This is a genomic window from Hafnia sp. HMSC23F03, assembly GCF_001816025.1.
Lineage (GTDB): Bacteria > Pseudomonadota > Gammaproteobacteria > Enterobacterales > Enterobacteriaceae > Hafnia > Hafnia paralvei.
Genome location: NZ_KV824233.1, coordinates 364966 through 390611, shown reverse-complemented (window position 1 = coordinate 390611; position 25646 = coordinate 364966). Strand labels below are relative to the sequence as shown.

The following is a 25646-nucleotide window of genomic DNA, read 5'->3' as shown; positions in this document are numbered from 1 at the left end:
GATTATTCTCCTCCGTGATGTATGCGTCAATTGTCACACAATCCTTACGCATACATAAAGGTGTCCGCTCAGGTTTACGAAATGATGAAAAATCAAACGCTCACTATCGGGTTGGCGCGTTTTGCTGGATTTGGCGCACACAGCGCGCAAGCTCGGTGATATTGCTATCCGGCATACGGTGCTGTTCTAGTGCAGAGTCTAACGAGAATAAATACTCGGCGTTGCTGCCCAACGAGCCGCTGGCCTGGGAAATCAGTGCCGCCACGGTATTCAACGTTGAGTTGGACTCATACAGCGGATGCTGGGGATCGGTGATAAACGTAATCCCAAAAATCTCACGACCATCAGCAAGGCTCAAAGGGCACCATTTGGGCGTATAAACCCCAGCTAGCATTTCTCGCGTCCATAGAAGTTGGAGCTCACAGCGAGCGTTATCATCCGATAAACGGAATGCTAACCCTCTCGTCTCACCTTCAGGTTTGAGGCCAAGCATACGCCCCGGCGTATGTTCTGAACCACGCCCAGCTAATAAACGTATATTAAAATCGCGCTGCCAGCCCTTAAGATGGGCAGGTTGTACTTCTGCATACTCAAGAAGTGGATTCCAAATCAACGAGCCATAGCCAAAAATCCAGATCCCCTGATCTTTGGGGCAGGTTTCAATCATGTGGTTTAAGGAAGCGTCGAGCTGTGCTGGTGTCCAGAACAGGTTTTCCAAGGCTGAGTAGGTTTTGGCAAAGTCTTGCGACTCCAATAATTTTCGAGTTAACACGTTGACCTCCCTACGCAGAAAACAACGACAGTGAATTTAAACTAATCTATAGATGGTTTTAACTCAACTGTCATTATGCGCCGTATGGCGGTAGTGCGGTTATCAAATATTTCGAATGATGTATAAGGCTATGGAGGTTTCGAAGACAATAATCATGATTGACCAGAACGCTGCCATAAATTGAGAGTGATTTTTTAGAAAAGCATGAAAGGATTGCATAATCGATTTGCCCATCGGGCTTGACCACTTATGTGTGTAATAATGCTACTCCCTCATAAAAAATTCTGCAAATTATCAATTTTTGTTGATTAACACTGTGTCATCCCATTGCCTTTTCGTTAATAAATCTTTACCTCTACTCCCCATCGCGGTTTTGCCCTGCTCAAAGTCGTAAGAGCATACCTATCGCTAGCAACTCGTTTTATCACGTAATTACAGACAATTAAGTTTTTAACGTTGCAGTGGTGATTTTTTAGACTTGCGCTACATTTGTTATTAACGCATTTAATTATAAGCATTATTGAAGTATTTGGATTTTTCTCACTTACGCCAGTCGGAAATCAGTTGCTGTTCAGTTGTCATCTTATTACTGAGGGATAGACGATGAAGCTACGGTTTATTTTCGCGATCGCGGCAAGCGCCAGCCTGCTTGCTGCGCCAGCTATGGCTGCCACAACCACCGGTACCGTTAGCGTAACCTTAAACTTAACCAATGGCTGTTTGGTAAACGGTTCACCTGCTCAAACCGGTGTGAACTTCGGTACTCTGAGCTTTGGCTCATCCCCCGCTACTTTCGATAGTTTAACCGCAAGCTTTAGTGGTGGCGGCTCTGGTGGTAACACGTTTAACGTCCAATGTACGTCTGGGGTGACTTATTCAGTCGCACTAACCAGCAGTGTCAATCCCAAGCCAACTACCGTTTATGGAACAGAGGGTACACCTGGGCGTTATCTGATAAGCCCTCCTGCCACCACCCAGGGGATAGCCTACAGCGTTTACGATAACTCAAACATGACAACCGCACTGACCAATGGCGCAACATTAACCGCTGTTAATACCACTGGCACCACCGGCAGTTATGCCCTTTGGGGAAAAATCGTGGGGGTGGCGAATAATACTAACGTGCAGGCTGGAGCCTATGCCGACACATTAAACATAACAATTACCTATTAGCGCGCCATGAATACACAGGGGAGCAGGGTTATTAATAGAGTGGTCAGCTCAATACCTGCTGCATTGTTGTTTTGCTGTGTCGCTGCCCAAAATGCCAATGCCGTCATCTCTGCGCAATTCAAAGCTCAAGCAACTATCGCCGCAGGATGTGCCTTGCTGGGTGCTGGAAGCTTATTTGGCACGCTAAGCTTTGGCTCATATTCCGGCACAACCAGTGGAAGCATCAACGGGACTTTTGTGCAAAACACCACGTTGACGCTAGCTTGTACTCCTGGTGTCACCCTGAGTATGAAAGTCGATGGAGGGACACACCAGACTACCGTACGTAATGTGATGCAGAGCGGAAATAGTCTGCAATTACCTTATCGAATATATTCCGACGCGGCGCATACCAACGAAATTCTGATTAACCAAACCGTTCCACTCAATATAACTGGCACGAATAACAACATTATTTTGCCTATTTACGGCGTATTACAACTTAACGGCTTTAGCCCTTCAGGGAGTTACACCGATACATTAACGGTGACGCTCACTTGGTAAATCAAGGAGAGTTTGATGAGCAAACGTGTCGATTCTATTTATCCTATTCCTTATATTTTTATTGGCACTCTATTGGTGTGTATAGCTGCGCCAATCAAAGCCTTTTCCGCCACTAATATGCTAATTTGGCCAATTGACCCGGCGCTGGGCGCAAACGACAACGCGACCGAGCTCTGGCTTGAAAATAAGGGAAACAGCGTCGCAACCATGCAAATACGCGTGCTTGGCTGGCAACAGGTAAACGGAGAAGAAAATTATCGCAATCAGCAAGACGTTGTTGCTAGCCCTCCCATCGTAAACATCAGCGCCGGGAAAAAGCAGCTTATCCGCCTTATTCGCCAATACCCTACGCCGGCGGGAAAAGAGCAGGCTTTTCGTATCCTGATCGATGAAGTTCCAGCGCCCGATCATTCTTCTGCCAATCAGGCCGGAGTTTCTTTGCTCATGCGCTATTCGCTGCCTCTGTTTGTCTATGGTGACGGCGTCAACTTTCAGCGCAATGCCTCACAACCGGTGCATCTCAATCAAAGCCAACTGAGTTGGAAAACGATAAACAATAATGGCCATCCGGCACTAGAAGTCACGAATCAAGGCGCAATTCATGCCCGTCTGAGTAAAGTATCAATTAACGGCAAGCCAATAGCAGATGGCTTGCTGGGCTATGTACTCGCTAATTCCAAGCGCGTATGGCCATTACCACCAAGCGTGTCACACGGCGAGAACCTAAAGGCAGAGGTCAATAACGACGCTAATATTTGGCAATCCGGCCCGACACCATAATCGGCACTATTCGCCAAGCCGCCTAAGTGAACGCAACCAAAGTCAGGTACAGTCGCGCTGTGCCTCTTATGGTCACACTCAGTTTGCCCAGCATCGCTTACGCCGATCTAGGCAGCACGGATCTGCCTCCGCCTCCCACGGCTAGCGTCGTTAATCAAGAACAGCAGTTCCGTCTAGAATTAGTTATCAACCGTTTCAACACCGGTAAACTCATTCCCGTAGTCGAACGCAACGGTCACTTCTTTGTTCAATCGAATACGCTGATTAGCTTCGGTTTGCCTGCCGATAAATTCACTTCGGTTGAAACTGATGTCAGCGCCATGCCCGAATTAAACGCCCGCTATGACAGCGAAAGTCAGCGGCTATTATTGCAGGTGCCCACCGACTGGTTGCCTAATCAATCGGTATTTACCGGCAACCCGACGCAGCAAACACACGCATTGGCTGGCTCTGGGGCGCTCTTCAACTATGACGTTTATACCAGCCACACGCAGGACAACGCCACGCTCACTTCGGCATGGAACGAGCTACGTCTTTTCACCCCCAATGCGACCTTTTCCAGTACCAGTATTTTACGGAAAAGCATGGGCGGAAATGCTGATAGCAGCAACGAAGGTTTTCGTCGGTATGACTCAACCTTAAGCGGTGTGAACGAAACGAATGCGATTAGTTGGCAAGTCGGCGATTTAGTGACAGGGGCGTTGAGCTGGAGTAACAGCGTGCGCCTTGGCGGCGTCAGTATCGGACGAGACTTCTCCGTTCGTCCAGATATGATCACATATCCCCTGCCCGCATTTTCGGGGCAAACCGCGGTTCCAACCACGGCGGATATCTTTATTAACGGGTATCAATCCGGCAGCACCAACCTTGAACCAGGGCCTTTTACTCTCACCAATCTGCCTTACGTCAATGGCGCGGGTGAAGCCGTTCTTGTTACCACCGATGCATTAGGCCGCCGTGTATCCACCACGCAGCCTTTTTACGTCGCAAGCACGCTACTGAAACCAGGCCTTTCAGACGCATCACTTTCTTTAGGCGCATTGCGGCGAGATTATGGTGAAAAAGATTTCTCCTACGGCCCAGCCGCCATCAGTGGTTCTTATCGCTACGGCGTCAACGACGACCTTACGCTGGAATCTCATGCCGAAGGTGCCCAAGAGTTGGCGCTAACCGGTTTAGGCACATTAGTAAAACTGAGCTATCTCGGTGTGCTCAACGCTTCTGCAACCACCAGCACAATGTATGGCAAACGAGGCAATCAATACGACTGGGGTTATCAGTACAGTAATTCACGTTTTAACATCGGCACCCAGCACAGCCGCCGCGATAAAAATTTCGGGAATTTAGCGCTTTACGACGTGCCAACGAATACCTCAGATCCAGCATCCTATTCACTCAGTAAAAGCAGCGATCAGTACTCCGCCGCGCTATCATTGGATCGTTTTGGCAGTCTCGGACTCGCTTATTTTGATATCAAGAGCTTTGCTGGGGATAGAACTCGCCTGCTCAACCTGTCGTGGAATAAAAACCTTTGGGGAAATAGCACGCTTTATGTTTCCGCCAGCCGAGATCCATCGCAGCAAGACTGGTCACTGGCGCTTTCCATTCAAATTCCGTTCAGCACCTTCGACAACATCAGTCTCACAACGCAACGCAACGCGACAGGCGAACGTCAACAAACGATCGGTTATAACCACGCCATGCCAAGCGACGGCGGATTCAAATGGGATCTCGCCTATGCCAATCAGTCGGAGCAAAACAACTATCAGCAGGCGACACTCGGCTGGCGTAATGAACATATTCAGCTACAGGGCGGCGTGTATGGCCCTTCTAACAGCTATACACAATGGGGGGAAATGATGGGCTCGCTGGTGTATATGGATAACACTCTGCTGGCCGCCAATCAGATAAACGACGCTTTCGTGGTGGTGAGCACCGATGGCTATCCTGACATCGGCGTTAATTTTGAAAATCAGCCTAAGGGCGTGACCAACCGCCACGGATACATGCTGATCCCCGGTGTGTCTTCGTTTTACCCCTCCAAGTTCAGTATCGATACGCTAAATCTTCCCGCAGATATTTATGCCGATACCACCGAGCAGCGCCTCGCAGTACGACGTAATAGCGGATATCTGGTGCATTTTCCCGTGCGCGAGCGACGCGCGGCCAGCGTCATTCTGCACGATCAGGCCGGAGCGCGATTCCCATATCCAGCTCTGTCGCTAGGGAAGGAAAATCAGACGCCTACGTTGGTTGGGATGGTCTGGCCTATTTGGAAGATTTAGAACGGCAAAATGTGCTGCGAGTTCGTACCCCTGCCGGTCTGCGCTGCGTTGTCAATTTCAGCCTACCCGACAATCACTCACAGAAATTAAGCACCTACGGCCCCTTTACCTGCCAGCTTAAAAAATCATCGGAGAACGACTAGCATGAGAGCCATTATTCACTTAATTTTCATTCTATGCGGCGGATTGTTGTTTTCCTCTACTGCTAGCGCCCTCACCACTCATGACTGCACGCTGACCAAGCCTGTATTGATAAACTACGGCAGTCAAAGCTCAGTCGTCGTCAATACAACCTCACAAACTCAGGTGTTTAACGTTCAGATAAGCTGTCCCATCGTGCTCGCGATTGCCGCTCCGGGTTCGATAGGCATTACCTATACCAAATCGACAACAACGAGCGGATCGCGTGCGCTTCTCACCAACGGCACAACGGACAGTATTCCCATCCAACTGGTGTGCGTTACCCCAACCTGCTCACCGGCGGTGGAAATTGGCGTAACTGGCACACAATCCATTCCTAGTTCAACGTTCCTTGGGCTACTCACTAATCAACAGTATTCTCTCCCTCTATCCGTCAATACCATTGTGGGACAATCCGTTGCCGCAGGAACCTACTCCACTAGCCTCACAGTGACGATCAGTTGGAACATTTGTACGGCTGGCGCATTAGTTCTGTGTCTCAACAATGATACGGGCACTGACACATTAGTCATCCCCGTAACTCTGGTTGTCACCAACGACTGCGCCACCATCACCGCACCCGATATCAACTTTGGCAGCGCGCCAGTTGCTGGCAGCTTTAGCTCACAGGCCAATACCATTACCTTGGTGTGCACCAAAGGTGCAACCTATACCGTAGGGATTAATGACGGGCTACACGCTAGCGGAGGGGGTCGTAATATGCTGAATGGAACCACCAATTTATTGAGCTACGATATCTATCAGTCAACCAGCAATAACCGCTGGGGATCGGTGGGAAGTCAGCGCTGGAGCAGTACTACCGCCACCACAACCAGCGCTGACACCATGACAAAAACCTACAACTACGTGGCAAAAATATTCCCCAACCAAACGACGCCACCCGCCGGGCTTTACACTGATACGCTGATCGTCGATGTCGCATTTTAAGTCACGGCTATTGCTCTAAAACCCAGACGCTGACGCTCCCCGCCGAGACAGGGAAATCGGCGGTAGCGTCGTCACCCGCGGTGACAATATCCTCATGATTGCCAAGAAAATCATAAAAACGGCGTCCCGCTAGACCGTCAGTAAGTTGCACATGTTTTGCTGCCACGTCGCCGTTGGTCAGAACCACGACGCAACCTGGTGCCTCTTCGGTGCCGTCGCGAACAAAAGCGATACATTGAGGATCATCGAAATAATCATGCTGCGCCCCATTAGCAAAACGCTGGCGCGCCTCCAGCAGTTTCTCCAACTCAGGAATGATCGGCATGATGATTTCATGATCCTGCTCATCATCACCTTTATCGGTATAGGTCGCGCCAAACAGATCGGGATAAAACACGCAGGGCACGCCCTGTTCACGGAGCAAAATGAGCGCATAGGCCAGCGGTTTGAACCACGGCTCCACCGGTGCTTCTAAAGACTGTAGCGGCTGGGTATCATGATTCGCCACCAGCGTGACCGTATTTTCTGGCGCGATCGCCACCAGCGTATCGGCAAAAATCGTTGAGAGATCGTAGGCATTACCAGACTTAGACGCATGATGGAATTTCTTATGTAACACGGAGTCAAACAGCATGACTTTATGTTCAGTTTCATTGAGATAGTTTTCCAACGCCCCCACTTCAGGTGACCAATACTCGGCTACCGTAAATAGCTCGCGCCCAGAGTGCTCACGCAGGTGATCCAACCATTGAGAATAAAACCATGAGGGAATATGTTTTACCGCATCCAGACGAAAGCCATCACAAGGCACGGAATCCAATAACCAACGCCCCCAGAACTTTAATTCCTCGGTGACCGCTTCATTACGGAACTCAACATCAGCCCCCATCAAATAATCGTAATTACCGTTCTCTTTATCAACATCGTCGTTCCAACCATCATCGCCAAAATCATTCATTATTTTGAAAATGCCGTTTTCATCGGGATCTTCAATATAATCAACGCCGTTAAAACAGCGAAAATCCCATACGAACTCAGAATATTTTCCCTGCCGCCCAGGAAAAGTAAAACGGGTATAGGTCAACGCTTCAAATGAATGATCGTCGATATCATTGCGATCGTACTCTTCCACGCGGCGCACAAACACACGCTCCTTCTCATCAGCGCCCAATTTGTGATTCAACACCACATCAAACAGCACCTGTAATCCATGAGATTGCAGAGACTGCGCCGCCTGTTCCAACCCACCTCGGTCACCGTATTTGGTTGGTACACTGCCCTTTTGATCAAACTCGCCCAAATCAAACAGATCATAGGAGTCATACCCAACGGAATATCCTCCGCTCGCGCCCTTACTGGCGGGTGGCAGCCAAACATGACTCATCCCGAGCTGGGCAAGATATTCAGCCTTCTCAGCCACTTCCGGCCAAAGTTTCCCCCCATCGGGGTAATACCAGTGAAAAAATTGAAAGAGCGTTGTTTTCTTCATCATGCTTCACCTCATAAAGGCCGAACTCTAAGCATGGATTAAAAATCCATATTTAACCGAAAATATTCATAGCAACCCTAGGTATGAACCATATGCAGAAATCTGAGGTTATGCTTTGCCTATATTTCACCGGAGTGATTCAAAAAATAAATACAACCATTCATAAAATATATAGTTAATAAAACAAAAACCATTAATAGAAATGAATGGTGAATTTGAAACAAATGTTCTCAGAAAAATAACGAATATCCGCACAACTGCATAAAACAAGATCTATAAAACCATTTATTGTTCGCAGCCTAATTATCCTGCTTTAGACATTAATAGCAGAATCATATGACATTTTTTAATTCCATTAATAATTCATTCATGAAAAATATAAATAAAAAAACCGAATATCGTTTTAACGATAGAAAAAAAATATGGCGTCCCAGCATCCTTATTTCTTTATCCATAATTCTCAGTGGATGTGCAGTCATACATTCGGAAAAAGCGCCATTGCCTCAAACCGATCTGAGCCAAATTCATATCGCCGATGCCCCTGAGGGAGCGCTACGTGAGTGGCCAGGAAATCATTGGTGGCAAAATTACCATGATCCACAGCTAAACCGACTGGTAGAGTTAGCCCTTGCAGACTCACCCACGCTGGCCGTCGTTCGTCAACGCGTCGAAATAGCCAAATCCCAGACCGATCGCGCACGCGCTAATGATTTGCCCATCGTTAATTTCGGTGCTGATGTCGAACGCCAAAAGATGTCGGCTGAAGGCGTGATGGGGCCTTTTGCTCTTGATGATCCCGCCGCTGGCACCACCGGTCCGTGGTACACCAACGGAACCTTTGGCCTGCAGGCGAGCTATGATTTAGATCTGTGGGGTAAAAACCGGGCTCAAGTCCAATCGGCCTTAGGGGTATATAAGGCGAAACAAGCAGAACTGGCTGAAAGCGAACTCCTTGTGTCCTCCGCTGTTACGCAGATTTACTGGGACATCCAAACCGTTAAATCACTACAAGACATTTTGTTAGAGATTAAAAAACAGGAGTCGATCATCGATGATACTGACCGCAGGCTGTATAACGAAGGGATCATCTCCTCTTTAGAACAAACACAAACCGAAACCCAGTTCGCGAAAATAGACGAGCAAATTGACGCCTACACAGGCAATCTGCTGCTATTACGTGCAAATTTGCAGGCGATGATTGGGCTTAAGAATCCGCTGCCTGAGCTTAAGACGGTTCCTCTGCCAGACATTGCCAGCACCATGCCACAAAACCTTAATTATGAATTGCTGGCGCGTCGGCCAGATTTGCAGGCTGCGCATTGGTACATTGATGCATCGCTGAGCGAGGTTGATGCGGCTAAGGCGGCGTTTTATCCTGAAATCAACCTGATGGGATTCTTGCAAAATGACGCCCTGCACTTAAGCGACCTATTTCGTGGTTCCGCTCAGCAGATGGGAGGAATCTTTGGCTTAACTCTCCCTATTTTTGACGGGGGTCGGCTCAATGCGAACCTAAGCGTTATGCAAGATAATAGCAATCTCAGTATCGCCAACTATAACAAAGCCGTGGTTAACGCGGTGACTGAGGTCACCAAGGGGATCACTCAATTAGATACCATTACCCATCAAAGAACTCACCAAGCCGTCGTCGTTGCTGGCGATAAAAAAATCTGGTCACTCACCCAACAACGCTTTCAGGCTGGACTCATTAGCGGAGTAAACGTTGCTAAAGCGAAACTCCCCCTGTTAGCTGAGCAGACTAAACTTATAGAGCTTCACGGCCGCTGGATTGATGCCGATATTAATCTCATAAAGGCGCTTGGTGGCGGGTATCGCGCGGAAAGTCTCCCCGTTGCCTCAGAATCTAAGTCCTAAAGTGATTGGCAGAAGCGGGGAAACCTTCGCTTCTGCCAGACTGAATGTTTCAAACAACAGCATGAACAATCGCCATTGTGTTAACAAAATGATGGCGAAAACACCTACTATTTTTCCTATAATTACCGGATAGTTACCTTAAACATGCTGAAGTGGAACTCTTGCTCAATGCTAAAAATGCTAAAAATCTCCGCGGTGCTGTCGCTATGGCTGATGTTTCCCATCATCAGCATTGCCGCCAACAACACGGTTCCTCAGGCTACGACAGCGACGCAATCTGACAGCGGACTTTTACAGAAAAAACTTGATGCCATTAAGCAACAGGTTGCCAACTCGCAAAACGAAAAAACGTTGGGTCTGCTCAACACCGAAACGCTCCAGCTTGTTGAGGAAGCGCAAACTAAGCTCGCCGAACTCACTCCGCAGATTACTCAAATACAGGCGCAGCTAGATGTTTTAGGCCCACCGGCGCCTAATGAAACAGCAGAGGTCACCCAGCAGCGAAAAACATTAAACCGCTCTAAAACCCAGCTAGATAAGCAAATCGATCAGGCCGATGCCGTCAAAACCAACGCGACTAATCTCTCGACCCAGATCAATAATCTGCGCCGTTCTGCACTAAAATCTCAAATTGCGCTTAACTCCGGCAGCATACTTGGACAAAACTTTTGGCTACCGCTTATCTCGTCACAAAATCATGACCTCGCCAAATTCAGTGATTTCCAACAACAAATTGTCGATGCTTGGGATGACGCGTGGTCACCCGACTGGAATACAGGTTCCGCCTTTTATCTGCTGCTCGCGCTAGCGTTCGGCATAGGTAGCCAAGTGGTTCTCGATAAACCACTGAGCGCCATGATGCAACGTTGGCTGCCCGAAGGTCGCCTGCGCCGCAGCGTACTGGCCTTCAGCACGACGCTACTCACTGCACTATGCTTGGGGGTCGGTGCACATTTCCTGTGCTATATCTTTATTCGCCAACCTGATACTGCCCCCGAACTGTTAGAGTTTACCCAAACACTGGTCAGGCTTACGGTATTCTCCAGCCTGATCGCCGGGCTTGGTAAAGCGCTACTGTCTAATCGCCATCCATCATGGCGGTTGCCAAACATATCCGACACGGCAGCAAAAAAACTGGCGCCCTTCCCGCCGCTCATTGCATCAACCATTTTTGTTTTTAGCATTCTAGAACAGCTGAATAATCTCGTCGGCTCAAGTATTGCAGCCACCGTTTTCTGTAGTGGTTTACTGGCTTTATTTGTTGCGCTGATTGCCATCACAATGTCAGTACGCGTCACGCACCTGCGCCATGCCAATGCAGCAAATAACGAACAGACCGTAGTGCGCTCAGCCTTAGCCGGTTTTATTCATCTCGCGATTAGCGCAACCTCTTTCTCCATCATTATTTCCCTGCTAACAGGCTATATCCTGTTGGCACGCTTTCTTACTTACGAACTTATTTGGGTATGGTTAGTTCTCGCAAGCCTGTACCTGCTCATTCACCTAATGACTGACCTCTGTGACAGCATTTTTATGCCTAACAGGCGTTCAGGAAAAATACTGAAAAGCACGCTTAGCCTTAGCGACCGCCACCTCTCTTTAGCCTCCACGCTGCTTTCAGCCATCGGCAAAACCATGTTGGTTCTACTCGCCGTTGTTGCTTTGCTCAGCGGCACCTATGGCACCACCACGCCAATGGCGCTTCTGCAAAAGGTCGTCGAAATTTGGGGAGGAAAAGGGCTCGGTGGCTTTACGATTATCCCTGCTCATGCCCTGAACGCGGTGCTCTGTTTGGTGATTGGGTGGTATATTTTACGCTCAGCGCGTCGCTGGTTGGATAATGACTTCCTGCCAAAAACCATGATGGATCGCGGCATGCGCGCTTCACTGGTCACGCTATTCACCAACGTTGGTTATGTCCTGATTATCTTACTGACCCTTTCCACACTGGGTATAGAGTGGAATCGTCTGGCATGGATCGTCAGCGCCCTGTCGGTAGGTATTGGTTTTGGCCTACAAGAGATTGTGAAAAACTTTATTTCAGGGCTTATTTTGCTGACAGAACGTCCCGTGAAAGTCGGTGATTTGATCAGTATCAGCGGCGTTGAAGGCGATATTCGTCGCATTAACGTTCGTGCTACGGAAATTCAACTGAGCGACCGCTCTACCGTGATTGTGCCAAACTCACAGCTGATATCCCAAAACGTACGCAATGCCACGATGGGTAACGCCCAAGGTGTTGTCACCATCGCCCTCACGTTCCCTCTAGACATCGACCCAGAGCAAACGCGCACCTTGCTGTTGGATGCTTATCTACAACATGCGGCCATTCAGAGTGCGCCAGCGCCTTCGGTGAGTTTTAAAGAGTTAGGCCCAAATGGCATTGTCCTCAGCGTAACGGGTTACGTCGCCAGCCCACGCGTTGTGAGCGGCACAAAAAGTGATTTGCTGTATGAGATTTTGAAAAGATTAAGAGCGGCGGGGATCAGTCTGAGCCAAAGCCAAACGATGGTGATTGAGAGAGTACCTGCGGTGAACAAAGAGGTGTCAGAGTAAAAACTCCGGTAGCGTCATGCGATATGGCGCTACCGGAAAGTGAAGTTATTCTGTTTTTGATTCAGTGAGTAACATATAGCGGCTTTGTAATTGTTTAAACCGATTATCGATTTGCATCATCAATGCCGGAGCAACTTTTCCGGCATTTTGCTGTTCAGCCAACTGCCGTAACAGCTCCTCCAGCGGAGGCGATTTCGCTAACGGCTGCTGGATAGCAAACACCGAGGATTTCAGCTCTGACACGGTAATGTATTTACCTCGCTGTTCATCTAACCCATTCAGTTTGTTTGCCAGCTGCTGTAAACGCGTTTGTGCCAAATTCCAATCATTTAGGGTCTCATTGGAAGCTGCCTGAGCATTTAAGCTCAGTTGCCATTTAGCCGCGAGTTGCTCAACCGCCGGAATTTGTGGCCACAGCGTTTGTGCCTGTTTCACTAACTGAGAACCATAATTTAGCGGCCACATAGCAGGCAACTGCCTTAGACTGTCCAACTGTGTTTGCGTCGCAGCCAACATATCATTGGTCAGCGTCGGGAGTTTGTCAGCCCTATCTGTTCGCAGCGAATTTATCTGCTCTGCCGTTAACGTCTTCGGCAGAGGCTGCACCGTCGCTAGCAGCGTATTCAACACGGGCTCCTGATGCAGAGCATGCCATCCCCATAACCCCGCGCCGCCCACCAATGCCATACAAATCAGTCCAGCCACAAACCCTTGCCAGTGGCTTTTTTGAAGACCGCGTGGATTGTTTTCCACTCGCATGACGACAGGCTTGGCCTCAGCTTGAACCACATAAACCAAAGGCGAATCGTCGCGTATTTCTGTCTCTGATATATTCATCGTAGGCCGTGCGGCCAGCGTACTCCCCCCCTGTACGACATTATCACCGTCCAAATTCTCAAGCCGTAGCGCGGTGTTATGCATCAGGTGATACAAACCATCCAACTGACTCAGATGCTTCAGTTCCAAGCGGGCTAACACTTCACCTAAATGCTCTAACAGCGTCTCTGTTCGATAAATAAGAGCCAAGTCACCATACTTGAAAACATAGCCACGCAGTAACTGCTGTAAACGTGAAGCCAACCATCCTAGAATTTCCATTCTTGCATGAGTCTGCTGTGGCCAAAATACTGGCCATTGGTGGGTGAGTAACCCATCCACGAGTACTAATCCCTCTTCAATACCCGCAATACCCGCACGATGTGCTCTGGCCAACGTGTAATAGGCGGTCGTTTGTAACTCGACACCGTTTTGGCGGAATAACGCCAAACACAGCTGCTCTACTTTTTGCCAATCCACATCAGGACGAGCCGGATGCATCAGCTTGCCCAGTTCATCGCGCAGAGCGCTGAATTCACTTAATGTGCGCGGATCGCCACCGGTACGTAAATGCTGTTCGGAGAAGGAAGGCATGCTTAATTGAAACTCCGTAAGAAGAATTGTGATGATGAAAACTAAGCGGAAACAAACTGCTGCTGTTTAAGATGACGCACCAAAACTTTGCCTTCTGGCGCAAACTCTGTGCCGTAACGCACCAAACCCACGTCTTTTAAATGAGCTTCAAGGGTATATTCCAGATGACCACTGCGCGTTTGCGGTAATAACGTAATAGCAAGGCTTTCGACACGTGGTTCATACTTGAGTAACGTCGCCGACAGTATTGACAGCAATCCATGAGCAGAGCCAGGCATCCCTTGTAGAATTTGGCTCATGTCCGGTAATCCATAGTCAGGCAAGTGGGCCAGCGTTCCGGCTCGGCTATTGAGAATACGCTGCATATTATCCAACACGGACAGGATCACCTGGTCGCGTTCACTCACCAAATGAAGATCCAGCTCACCGCCAAAGTTCTGTGTCAGCATTTCATACAGCGAGGGATTCTGAGACGACATGGCTTAATCCTTAACGGGTTTCAGACTCAAAGCATTATTACCGAGCTCAATCACCCGAGGGTCATCCGGCAACAGGTCCTCACGATCAATCACCAAGCGCCAGCTGTTTTTCTGCGTATCAGGCATGCGGAACAGGCCAACCACCGCCACAAATTTGGCCTCTTTTTCCATTGGCATATTCAACAACGCCCCCGTACCCGGCTTCACCACCACTTCGCGCGAACTCAACAAATCGGCTTTCAGGCTGGCATCACCATCAACCAACAAACTTTGATAATCCAGCTGTTCAAAGGCTTTGCTATCGCGCAACTGATAAACACGTACCATGGTAGGCACCGATAATGCACTCATATCATTAGCGTCAGTGTTTAGCGCTTCGCGGGCATTGAAATCCAGATGAAGGGTTTTTATCTGCTTGTAGAATATCGATTTGGTCACTGAAACCGTTCCATCCGCAACGCTCTGCGTTAAACCACAGCCAGCCAGCAACAGCGCCGACAACACTACGGCACCGGCCTGAAATGAATGGGATTTAAAAGCGAAAATTGACATGCCTAACCTCTCTGTTCGCCGTATTCGGCTGTAATCCTTGGTAATGCCCCAAATTGACCGTGATCTCATCGGGTAATGCGAAGGCAGCAGACTGTGCCGCATGAAGGCCTAACAAACCCGTTAACCCAAGCTGAACGTGTGTTTTTCCCAACACCGGTGGCGGTAGGAGAGCGGTTGGCAACACTAACTTAAGTCGTGCATTGCAGCGCCATCCCAGATAAACCCGCAACAACACCATTAAATCAGTATGTAGCTGCCCACCTGGTAACCATCCTTTGGCTTCCTCCAAATCAGTGGTGTGCAGCGTTAGCAACATCTGGGTATTCACATCAGTACCTGTTGCCCCCAATACCGCTCGCTGAGACAAATTCACGCGGTGCGTCGGGCCTAATCTGGCTGGTTTTTGCAACACAATTTGCTGCCGGTCATGCGCGGTAACAATCGCGGTGGTTTTCGGCGCCAACAGCCTTACCAGCGCCATAACGCCTTCCGCTGTCCGCGTCGGCAGACGCATTACGCTCAGCAATGCCAAGAAGCGAGAAACTGGGGTGGCGATATGCGACGACGTTCCAGGGATACCTAAACCAATTAATCCCAATAAGCACTGCGAGGTTTCATCAGTACCACCCACTTGAAAGGTGGCCGGATAAGAATATTTACGCCAGATACGATAAAACTGGGTAAATATCCGGTGATTGAAAATATCCAGAAAGGCTTCTAACGCTTCATGCCCCTCTCTACCTTGCGCAATGTCGTCCAGATACGAGGTTGGAAGCGGTGAATCCACGCCGTACAAGCCTAAAAAGGTGGTTCGTACCGTCAATGGCCGTTCCGGATGTTCTTCATCTTGCTCTATCGCTTTCAGCTCGCTGACGGGAAATCCCATCCCAGGATGCGGTCGAAAGCGTACCGGATCGTCATGCGGGCTCGCGGTGCTACCCAGCGCAGGTTTTTCGGGGGCTACACGCTCTAACAACTGACAGAAACGGTATACGTTCACCTCTGACATGCGCCCTTGCAGCGCCGTGATTAGCCTGGAATGCGCTGACTGTGATTCTCTTTCCATTGCAGACATTTCCCTGAAGGTTGCAGTATCAACGTAAGCTGGTTAAACAGATGAATATCGGCATACAGCGCAAAGAACCGGCTCAGCATTTCGCCAAATAGGCTGATATCCCCCTCGCCGGAAAATCCGTTGCTATCCAAAGTCACTTCAATATCGACCCCTCGTAGCAAAAAGCCTTTTTCAAAACGCTGAATCAGATGATGCTTCACATCGACAATCGCCGCTAAACGACGGCGGTTTAGTTCATCACCGGTCCAATCATAGAGAGAAAGCGTGCCACGCAGCACTTCGGCGTTATCCATCATCGGCAGAAAATTCGACCCAAGATGGCTCAGCACTCGCCAGTGAAAACGGTCACGGGTCGGTGGATAACACGGCATAGTCGGCGCGCACAGATTACGCACCGACAGCTTAGTTTGTGTGGACTGCACCACCGTATCCAGCAGCGTGCTTTGCAATGCCTTACGTGGTAGCTGGCCGTTAGTGCCGGTTAGGCTCAGGGAAAGATTCTCTTCCGCCAACAGTTTGTCGCTGTCAAATGCTTCACCGCCGAGGATCAACCACGTATCGTGTAACCCCGATGCACCGCGTTTGACGCGGGTATGAAAATAACGCTCTGGTGCGTCGTAGCGCATCATGCCGCCTTTGTGCCGGAAGCTACTAAACGGAACGTAGGTTTGGTGTCCGGTGTGCTTAGAAGAAACCACGCTATCGACCGAATAAATCTCAGTATGACCATCCTGCAATCGCATCGGACGCAAGAGATAATCCGTTTCCAACGGGGAAAGACGTAGCGGATCGGCCTCTAGCGGAAACAGGTTAATCACCGGTATACAGTGCAGGCGTAAATTTTCCGCATCAAACGGCATGTCATACGGCCAGAGTTCGCTAAGCACCACGTCAATTTCAAACCACGGCAACGACGATGGCCGTTCAATATGCTCAAGACCGTTCAACGCCACGAACATAAATTTCTGGCGGAAGGTAAAAAACTCCAGCAGCAATTGATAACCGCTAAATGCACTCTCCCCCTTCGGCCACAGCCCATCTTGTTCACCGAAGCCGAGCGGAGAAAAATAGCCCTCCATACGCCGCCGGTCTGTTTGCCCCGGCAAACGCAGATACATTGCCTGCATTTGTAGCGTAAGCGCCTGATGCAGTGCGCTAGCGATCGGGCTGTCCGCATTCAGGTAAATCGGCAAACGGCTCAAATCAATCTGCCCCCAATCGGCAAGCTCGCTGCACTCAAAGCGCAGACGGATAACCGAGCGCCCATCGGGTTCGGTATCCAGCGTCACTTTAGCCAGATTTAACGGCAGGAGCTCGAGATCCTGTGTGGTGCTGTAGCGGCAGCGCGTTTTCTGCTGACCGACGGGTTGAGACATCACTTCAAAACCACGAGCGACCCGTTCGCTGTGTTTCATCTGCGACCAGTCAGGCTCAAGCTCCACGATGGAAAGCGAAGGAATGGTGCGTAAATAGTGCGGCCACAGCAGACTGACAAGACCTTCGGTTAGCTCAGGCAGATCGTCGTCAAGCTTTTCACGCAATCGCCCCATTAAAAAAGCAAAACCTTCAAACAGGCGCTCAACATAGGGATCCCGCGCGCCCACTTTATCCAGATTAAGCATGGCGGCACGATCGGGATGCGCTTCGGCAAATTCTTTACCGGCTTCACGTAGGTAGCGCATTTCTGCTTCAAAATAGCGCAGAGTTAAGTCATCCATGCGAATTGTGTTCTCATGAGAAAGGTTAAAAAAACAAAGTGAAAATGGGGAGTATTAAAGCAGTGATTACCCGCAAAGCACCGCGGCTCTAACCGGATCGATATTCACTAATCCTGCCAGCAACGTATCCATTCGTCGGGCTAGTGCGGCTTTATCGCTATCGTTACGCTGCGACTTCAAACGCAAAAGTTTGAGCAGGCGTGCTTTTACTTCAAAACTGAGCGCAGGTTCCCATTCAGCCAACGTAAGCTGTGCTGGATTCAGATCCAATTCGGCCAGCAAATGCAGCGCCATTTCATTTTTGCCGTACTGTTCAGCAACGCGCGCCATTAGCAAACGCAGCAACCAGCGATTACGCGGTGTATGCATTCCCGGGCGCGTACTTAACCACGTAAGCGCAGCCTCAACGCCGTCGCTGTCGGCCTGTGCTAAGGCTTCCCCCTCCAGCGCCAACACGTCATCGTCCCCCTGTGGCTGTGTGGTCGTCGGAGGGGCAGTCCACTGCTCATGATTACCGCTGACGTGCTGTGCAATCCAGTTACGCGTAACCTCATCGGCAAACGGTGTTCCATCGTTGTAGGTCATCTCCTCCAGCCCCGGCAGACGTTCTAAAAACATGCCTAAATCACGCTTTACAATATCGGCCCAAGCATCATACGGATGCCCTTGCTTGCTAAGGCTCTGGCAGGCATACCACTGTAAATCCAACCAAAAATGATTTACGCCTTCGGCATACATGCGTTCAACCTGCTCTAACAGCTCATTCCAACTTTGCTGCATATAGAGACGCTTCAACTGTGCCCGATTATCAGCTCGTGGCGGGGTCAAACGGGTATTTCCCGATGCGTCCTGCGGTGGCAACTGGTGCACAGTGTCCCAGCGCAGGCTTTTCATTAGGCGACTGCTTGAAAGCCACCCTTGTGGCTGATCGCGCAGATAACGCGCCAACTCACGCGCCTGATCGAGCAAATCTCGTCCTGACTGAATGTGTTTCAGCGTAGGTAATCCGGCAGAAGAGGCATTGCCGTGCTCTTCTTTCATTCCTAACGGCGCACTGTTTTGTGGCACAACCGCATCCAAACCACCAGACTGCGCTAAGCGCACGTCCAGAGCCGAATAAAGCGCGCCGAGTGCTGGTCGTTCCCCTTCGGGCCAAGCCTGCATGGCACTGTCTAACAGTGCTAATGCCGCAACCGTGCGCTCTACGTCGGCCTTAACTACTTCAGGATAACGCGACAAACTATCTAGCACCTTACCGCTCGCTAGCCACTCCATCGCCATTTTTCGGCTATGGGCTCGCTGCGGCAGTACAGAGTCACTAAAGCGGGAAACCACCCCCGCCAACAGCGTTAAACCATCGGCTAATCCCGGTTCCCCATCGCGATGCAATCGTGCCCACAGGTAATACGTCACCACTCGGACATCTTTGCAGACCGTAGTCAGCAACTTTTCCGCTAGTTGGCAGACGAGATCGGTATCCGCGCCCGATAAGCGGTTAACCTCTTCGCGCATACGCTGGAAATCGTCGTCGTAGCCCGGATCTTCTCCTGCGGGAGCATCGGCGCTAATCGGCAGCAACCACTTGTCCCACAAAGCAACCTGCTCGCCCGCTAGCGCCAAAGCATCACGCCCATTCATACTGGCGGTAATCAGTCCCTGAAGCATTATTCATCCCCCAGCGCGTTGTTATTGCCCATCATCGACATGGGATCGGCGGCGCCTGCGTTAACGATAAAAATTTTGCTTGGCAGGCTAAACCCGCGCAGCTTAAGCAATGCCAATGGCCCACTGCCAAGCTGTGTACGTAGGATCCACGACAGCGTGAGGCCATCCGGCGTATCGAACGCAAGGCGATAGCTGCTTTCATCCAGTTTGCTTACCTTGGCTTTCTCTAACCAATGGATAAGCCCCCAGCTACCTTGGTAATCACCAAACAGACGCGCACCGGCATTAATGCTGGTCCATGTCAGCATCACGCCCGGCTGGTAGGTCGCCCCCGGCCAGTTGAAGCTCTGCCAGCTCTCCATCTGATTGAAATAGCGCAAGCGCTGACCGTCGATAGCCAGTTGGGTTTCTACCACGTTACGCGCAGGCTGGGCGCGCAGTTCAAAGTGCACGCCTTGGCTGCCGTCGGTAAACAGCACATCAGCTAGTTGACTCAGTTGGTTAATGGCTTGAAGGAATTCAGGGTTAAATTGCAGCCCCTGACTGTTGATTTGATCCGGCACCCACGTGTTGCCTTCCTTGTGCAACACCCCCGCCAACTGACGCGTTAAGAACTGCTCAATGCGACCCGAGTTCGAACGGATAAATTGGCCAAGCATCGGCAGCGAAGCGTCGTTGCCGCTGCTGGCAAACGGATAGCGCCCAGCAAAAGCACTATTCCAGTTCGCCACTATCGAGGTTTGCCATTGGGTATTTAAGCTGGCGGCAGAAGGTTGTAGCACCGTTTGCCACGCCTGAGTCAGCGGCTGCACGAACATTTCGCGGCCAAAACCGCTCCACTCCTCGCCAAGACTTGCTGCCATCAGGCTACCGTAGTCCTGCGTTTCCGTCAGATCGACCGTTTTGCCTTGAAAGACCGTTTGTGCCATTTGCTGTGTCATCTGCTGCGGATCGGACGCATTCGCCACCTGTTGCAGCTTCAAACGCACTCGCGTAACGCGTGTTAAGAAGGTTTGTAAGCTCAGCGAGCTATCAGCATTCATCACGCCGTTTGCTCCCGCGCCTTTCCCCATCAGCGACAGTAAAGGGCCAAATGTGTTATCTAACGGGCCGGTAGGACCACTCACACGCTGGTCAATAACGGGCGTTTTCTCTTTATGCAGCAGGTTTTGCGCCGATTTCATCAACGAATCCGATAGCGCTTCACTGCGCTGTCCAGTTTGCCCCTGATAGGCTAGCGTATTTAGCAAAGCAATCAGCGGCGACTGACGCACGTCGCTCATCAGAGTGAGCTGGTCGGTCACATCCGACAGGTTCTGCGCTTTTTTCCAGTGCAGACTGTTCAGAAAGTCCAGCCATGCCCCGCTAAAATCGGTGAAGTAACGTTCGGTCAGACGTGCTTTCAGCGCCTCTGGCGAGACATCTCCCGACGCAGGATGCTTGTTGTCGCTCAGTACCCAGTCGATCTCTTCACGACGAGAAGACACGGCATCGTCAATAGCTTTCTGCACCTGACCTTCCCATGCCTGGCGTGTAAACATGCCAGGCACCACTTGCTCGGTAGTGAACAATGATTGCGCATCCGTGTCACCCACCATCTGCGCTAACCCCATATCGGCATAGTTTTGCGCCACCGACTGCAACATTTTTTGATACAACGTAGCTTCTGCATTGCGTTGACCAATTTGATTGAGCAACACCTGCCGTACCTGCGCCACCAATGCCTGATCGGGCTTGATACGCCATTCGGGATGAGATGGAAGATTTTCGGCATAGAACATCCATAACCCCGGCGCAATCCCCTGCCACAGACCGACGCCCACACCTAACCGCGTGGGTTCATTGGCACCGAGCACGCGAGTCAAGAACGACGCATCGGCCTTATCAGGGTTAGCCATCATCAAATAAGCTTTCAGGCAATCGTAACCCGCCTGAGCCAGCTTAGCGCGCTGAGGGCTATCCGGTGGCAAAGCAGCCAGCTCGCTAAGACTTTTATGCAGTTCTGCTGCGGCCTGCTCACGGATCAGGCGCTGATTTGCCGCATCGTAATGTGGCCACAGTGCATCTTCTAGCGCGTCATTCTGACTTAGCCCAAAACGCTGATACCACGGCACCGAATGGGCGGCACGATACTGCAACTGCCCGAGCGTATTGCCAAACAGCTGTAGCGCAACCAGTTGTTCCATTGGTTTCGCATTGGATTTATTCAGTAAATCAACCTGATCGCGCACCGTGGCGATCTGTGAACGATTCGAGAAGAAGGAGACAACGCTTCCGGTCAACCACAGCAGCGCCAGCACCATCACGGCATAATAAGCGCTCTGCTCCCATGAAAATCCTACGCGACGAGTGCGCGCTGAGTTATCACTTAATACCCCCTGCCACGCGACATCCGGCAACCAGCCGTGCTGAGCAACGCCGGATTTCGCCGCCAACGGCAAACTGAACATCAGCCCACGCAGCGACAGCGCCGACGCATATTCACGCAGCACCGGCGTTAACGCCTGCTGCCAGTGGGTAATTCCTTGATGTTCTAAACGATTAGCCAGACGCAACAAAAAGTCATGGCTGTTTTTCAACAACACCTGCGTCATACCGCGCTGACGCAGCGGCGCGACTAGCTTCTGCAAACTGGCGGCCAATTTCTCCGGCGAGTTTTTCTCGGGGAACAAACACCCCACCGGCTGGGTAATGCGATCGTCCTGCTGCCACGCGCTGTCACACACCTGCCACAGATAAACCGGTGCCTGCTGTTTTAAAATCTGCCCACGTCTCTGCAGCTGGCGGCAGCCCTGATCGATAACGCCAGCCTGCGTGCTCTGCTGCTCATTCATCACCCACACCACGCCATCCAACGGACGGCGACGGCGCATCTTACGCAACCCCAACAGCCATGCCTCATCCGGCTCCGCCTGCACACCACCGCCCCACAGCAATAATGTGCCCTGCCCCTCCAGCCATTGCTGAGTGGTTAAACCCGGCGCAATAGCTTCCACCGCCGTGCTTTCCCCTACGACCAGTAGAATGCGGATTTTATTGCGCCACAGGAGGCCGTGGCGGGCGCGGAGGTGGGTGATATATGAGGCTTTTTTCCTGCCCGCTACAGGAGCATTTGTAACAACAGAACCTCCATTGCTTTTAAAGCGATTGAAAAAATCTAGTGATGCAAGCTTCCCGAGACCAAATAGACTCAATCCATCTACAAACAGTAGGAATAAACAGACACAGAGAAGAACTAAAGTCCATTTAAGCTTTTCAGATTCACTGTCTAGCACTAATACAGGATTAGCTACCCATATCAGAACCCCAACGATAATGAGTAAGCAAAGAATAATAACCCAGGTGCTAGTACGCTTATTTTTCACAAATAATCCTTTAATGAACGGACAACGGGCGGACAGTACAAACTTGGTAGGATGAATCTTTCAGTAAGATGAGTTGATTTTCATTTTCTGAATATGCTTTTTCACAGGCAAGTATCAATGCAATATTTCCAACGGCCTTATCAGGTAGACCAAACGTAGGATCTAAATCAAAACTCTTACCCTGATTAATAGGATGTTCTACTGAATCCAGTGCAATAGTGACCTCTGTAAGCATTTCCGGTGAAACTTGGCTATGCCAAAAAAAATAATCGGAACTCCCTTGTTCGACGAGTTTTCCCCAGCGCAATGCATCCGTGAGAGATTCAGCTAAATTATCTAGCTTAACGGGCCTATGTATCGCCGCTTTTGGTGTAACTTCACGGTCAAGACACCAGTCTGCACGTCCTAAAATAAGTACACTAACGGACTCTACATGATTTTGCAGCGGTTCTTTCAATAGATGTATTTCAACCGAGATAGCTATATCTGTAGAGCTTTTATCATCCAACCAATGATCAATCCAGAGCAAGCCGTCATCCTCTGAGGTAAATATAACATCGCGGATTTGCTCATGATTTAAAGCCTGATTCCATAATAATAAAAATTCAGAATCGCTTATTGTCCCATCGTGTTTTATCCTCACCTTTAAATTTGCCTCTTTATAATTTTTATTTAGACTATTATTTAACGATGGCGCTATCTTTTTCAGCAAAGTTTCTAAACGTTCAGCATATTCATTATTATTACGTTTTCCTACAACAGGAGAAAGTTGGCCTAAACTAACCGTGGTTCCATATTCTTCCAGATATATTGATTTTAAAGATTCTTCTCCATTAATGATTGCTTGGCATAAATTAGACTCACCGAAAGGTGTACAGTAAAACGATTCTAAGAAATGGACAGGCTCCTGACCTTTTTTTATCAGTTCTTTCTCTAGTTTTTCGTGATTATCATTCCAATGCCTGATATAGGTTAAGCTGTTTTCATAGCTTAATTGTCGAAGACCATAAAGCATCAGCCCAAATACAGTAGGAAACAGTAAACTGCAACACCAAAACCAAACTGAATTTTTAACCTCATCAACTGGCCACAACAAAAACGACAATAAGCACACCAGAAGAATAAAACACACTAAAACCACAAGCCATATCATTTTATTTATAGGCAAAGGCTCAGTTTTTTTATCAGGTATCAAATGTAAATTGATGGGCATTTTATTTTTTACCTGCATTAGGCAACGAGGTAATTAGCGTGCATCCACATGCACAGCGATGCCCATGTAAGGCAATAGGTTTTCCATTACATCTAGCGTTATTATCACCTTCTATAATGTTAGTATTGCCGTGTTTAGGACATGAAACTTTATCACCTAAACAGGCGACAGACTTTCCCATAAAAGTGAGACTACTAGCGCCGCTAAGAACAACGCCATCATGAGATGTTTTATCTCCTACGCGAATGACGCCTTGCATCATTAACCTCTCTATATCTAAACAAATTCCCCAACGCCCAAACAGCATGAAAACTAAAACGACCTATAATAAAGAAAAGTACGATAGGTGTGATGATATTAAATATATCAAATATGGTGTCATCGTCATCAGTATAAAGAACAGTAACCTTTCCTGAGTAGTTCATTTTAGTCTGCATACTTGAAAAACCTGATGTGAACTCATGCCTTATGCCTTTATCGTCAAAATACTCAACAACAGGCTTATATTGAGTACATCGTGATACGCCTGAATTAGTATGGTGATATATAGCGGGACAGGTTCTTTTACTATCAATCACATGACCAACCGTGCGTTTATATACAAATATATATTGATAATCACGATATATAAAGTACGGTAAAAAAATAGCAGACAGAGTCAGTGATATTACAAAAAAAGCCAGCATGCATTTTTCTGCAATAAGATTATCATCTTCGATAACTCTGCGTCTTCTTCTTTTTTTATGTTTCATTTTTTAATTAAATTTATTTTATTGGATCAGGGCTATTCACCACACAGCGGGCGGTTTTATCGCTGGGTAAAAAGTCTCTGCTTTTAGGATCTGCTTTATACCGAACAACGGTTAACCCGCGTCCTGGTCCAGAAAAGTCTTGACCGCGCATAGCCTTATAAAAATAGCCATCATAATCGTCTTTATAAACGGGCTTGTCTGGACCCTGCGGATCCTTCACTGGCGATGTTTGATAATAGTTAGGATCATACCAATCCTTTACCCATTCCCAGCCATTTCCAGCCATATCATAAATACCCAATGGATTAGGTGGACGAAAATCACCAGGCATCGGTGATAATATTCCTAAACTTGAGCCTATTTTACGGGAGTAGTTTTCTCGATCGTCTTCACTAGCTATATTTATTCCTTTTCTATCCTCAATCTGAATTGTTCCATCATTTGTAGGCGCTATCACGAACTGCCCGCGGTTACGCGCAGCGTACTCCCACTGAGCCTCCGTAGGTAGTGCAAATGGTAACTTTGTTACCTTGGCTAACCACTGACAATAAGCCTCGGCCTCATACCAGTCAACGTGCGCTGGCCCGTTAGGAATACTATTCTTATCCATCCAGTAGTTTTTCTTTCTTGGCCCCCCCTCAACGACCCTACCTGAGAGATTATTGTAGGCCAAATAAAACTTATATTCGGTATTATCCACTTTGAATTTGCTGATCGAGTAGCTCGTTAGCTCCACTTTATGCAGGGGCTTACTGTCTGGGTTCGCGTTATAGGGTAAATGTTCTTTGCCATATTGCTCACCAAAATCCCCCATCA

19 protein-coding genes and 1 pseudogene are annotated in these 25646 nt (G+C 49.1%); 7 read left to right on the top strand and 13 right to left on the bottom strand.

Annotation, left to right across the window (positions count from 1 at the left end; all coding sequences use genetic code 11):
• Nucleotides 1-103 precede the first annotated feature (103 nt).
• Nucleotides 104-772, bottom strand: coding sequence for a gamma-glutamylcyclotransferase (locus HMPREF3091_RS16545; RefSeq protein WP_070717147.1), 669 nt, complete (start codon nucleotides 770-772; stop codon nucleotides 104-106).
• Between the two features lie 603 nt (nucleotides 773-1375).
• Here HMPREF3091_RS16545 and HMPREF3091_RS16540 point away from each other — a divergent pair.
• From HMPREF3091_RS16540 to HMPREF3091_RS16520, 5 genes and pseudogenes are all read left to right on the top strand, one after another.
• Nucleotides 1376-1945 carry a spore coat protein U domain-containing protein gene (locus tag HMPREF3091_RS16540; RefSeq protein ID WP_070717142.1) on the top strand — a complete coding sequence of 190 codons (570 nt, stop codon included), beginning with the start codon at nucleotides 1376-1378 and terminating at the stop codon, nucleotides 1943-1945.
• Between the two features lie 39 nt (nucleotides 1946-1984).
• Entirely contained in the window at nucleotides 1985-2488 is a 504-nt protein-coding gene (locus HMPREF3091_RS16535; RefSeq protein WP_227660162.1) for a Csu type fimbrial protein, read from the top strand.
• A 15-nt stretch (nucleotides 2489-2503) separates the two neighbouring features.
• On the top strand, nucleotides 2504-3268 hold the full coding sequence (locus HMPREF3091_RS16530) for a fimbrial biogenesis chaperone (RefSeq protein WP_070717139.1): 765 nt from the start codon (nucleotides 2504-2506) through the stop codon (nucleotides 3266-3268).
• A gap of 68 nt (nucleotides 3269-3336) precedes the next feature.
• Nucleotides 3337-5696, top strand: a pseudogene (locus HMPREF3091_RS16525) (fimbria/pilus outer membrane usher protein).
• 1 nt (nucleotide 5697) lies between these two features.
• Entirely contained in the window at nucleotides 5698-6681 is a 984-nt protein-coding gene (locus HMPREF3091_RS16520; RefSeq protein WP_083321449.1) for a Csu type fimbrial protein, read from the top strand.
• 7 nt (nucleotides 6682-6688) lie between these two features.
• Here the strand turns inward: HMPREF3091_RS16520 and amyA are convergent, their stop codons facing one another.
• Nucleotides 6689-8173: an alpha-amylase gene (amyA, locus tag HMPREF3091_RS16515; protein ID WP_070717136.1), complete on the bottom strand. Its 1485-nt coding sequence runs from the start codon at nucleotides 8171-8173 to the stop codon at nucleotides 6689-6691.
• Nucleotides 8174-8506: 333 nt separating this feature from the next.
• Here amyA and HMPREF3091_RS16510 point away from each other — a divergent pair, with 333 nt between their 5' ends.
• Together HMPREF3091_RS16510 and HMPREF3091_RS16505 are read left to right on the top strand one after the other, a co-directional pair.
• On the top strand, nucleotides 8507-10045 hold the full coding sequence (locus HMPREF3091_RS16510; protein WP_371328691.1) for an efflux transporter outer membrane subunit: 1539 nt from the start codon (nucleotides 8507-8509) through the stop codon (nucleotides 10043-10045).
• Between the two features lie 168 nt (nucleotides 10046-10213).
• Nucleotides 10214-12601: a DUF3772 domain-containing protein gene (locus HMPREF3091_RS16505; RefSeq protein ID WP_070717134.1), complete on the top strand. Its 2388-nt coding sequence runs from the start codon at nucleotides 10214-10216 to the stop codon at nucleotides 12599-12601.
• A gap of 45 nt (nucleotides 12602-12646) precedes the next feature.
• Here HMPREF3091_RS16505 and HMPREF3091_RS16500 read toward each other — a convergent pair whose 3' ends face one another.
• The 11 genes from HMPREF3091_RS16500 to HMPREF3091_RS16455 all read right to left on the bottom strand — a co-directional run.
• Nucleotides 12647-14011: a VasL domain-containing protein gene (locus HMPREF3091_RS16500; protein WP_070717132.1), complete on the bottom strand. Its 1365-nt coding sequence runs from the start codon at nucleotides 14009-14011 to the stop codon at nucleotides 12647-12649.
• 41 nt (nucleotides 14012-14052) lie between these two features.
• Nucleotides 14053-14490, bottom strand: a complete 438-nt coding sequence (gene tssE / locus HMPREF3091_RS16495) for a type VI secretion system baseplate subunit TssE (RefSeq protein ID WP_070717131.1) — start codon at nucleotides 14488-14490, stop codon at nucleotides 14053-14055.
• 3 nt (nucleotides 14491-14493) lie between these two features.
• Nucleotides 14494-15042 carry a type VI secretion system lipoprotein TssJ gene (gene tssJ / locus HMPREF3091_RS16490; RefSeq protein ID WP_004095562.1) on the bottom strand — a complete coding sequence of 183 codons (549 nt, stop codon included), beginning with the start codon at nucleotides 15040-15042 and terminating at the stop codon, nucleotides 14494-14496.
• On the bottom strand, nucleotides 15023-16108 hold the full coding sequence (gene tssG, locus HMPREF3091_RS16485) for a type VI secretion system baseplate subunit TssG (RefSeq protein ID WP_070717128.1): 1086 nt from the start codon (nucleotides 16106-16108) through the stop codon (nucleotides 15023-15025). Before tssG ends, tssJ begins: the two co-directional genes overlap by 20 nt.
• On the bottom strand, nucleotides 16072-17835 hold the full coding sequence (tssF, locus tag HMPREF3091_RS16480) for a type VI secretion system baseplate subunit TssF (protein ID WP_004095566.1): 1764 nt from the start codon (nucleotides 17833-17835) through the stop codon (nucleotides 16072-16074). The genes tssG and tssF overlap by 37 nt, the downstream gene beginning before the upstream one ends.
• 66 nt (nucleotides 17836-17901) lie before the next feature.
• Entirely contained in the window at nucleotides 17902-19500 is a 1599-nt protein-coding gene (gene tssA, locus HMPREF3091_RS16475) for a type VI secretion system protein TssA (protein ID WP_070717124.1), read from the bottom strand.
• Nucleotides 19500-22865, bottom strand: coding sequence for an ImcF-related family protein (locus HMPREF3091_RS16470; RefSeq protein WP_070717121.1), 3366 nt, complete (start codon nucleotides 22863-22865; stop codon nucleotides 19500-19502). The genes tssA and HMPREF3091_RS16470 overlap by 1 nt, the downstream gene beginning before the upstream one ends.
• A 10-nt stretch (nucleotides 22866-22875) precedes the next feature.
• A complete protein-coding gene (locus HMPREF3091_RS16465; protein WP_070717118.1) occupies nucleotides 22876-24078 on the bottom strand; it encodes a hypothetical protein in 1203 nt (400 codons plus the stop codon).
• Nucleotide 24079: 1 nt separating this feature from the next.
• Complete coding sequence (locus tag HMPREF3091_RS16460) at nucleotides 24080-24337, bottom strand: PAAR domain-containing protein (protein ID WP_070717210.1); 258 nt, start codon at nucleotides 24335-24337, stop codon at nucleotides 24080-24082.
• A complete protein-coding gene (locus tag HMPREF3091_RS22520) occupies nucleotides 24309-24830 on the bottom strand; it encodes a DUF3592 domain-containing protein (RefSeq protein WP_139146223.1) in 522 nt (173 codons plus the stop codon). Before HMPREF3091_RS22520 ends, HMPREF3091_RS16460 begins: the two co-directional genes overlap by 29 nt.
• A gap of 13 nt (nucleotides 24831-24843) precedes the next feature.
• The coding region (locus tag HMPREF3091_RS16455; protein WP_246840001.1) for a formylglycine-generating enzyme family protein at nucleotides 24844-25646 on the bottom strand (803 nt) is incomplete at its 5' end.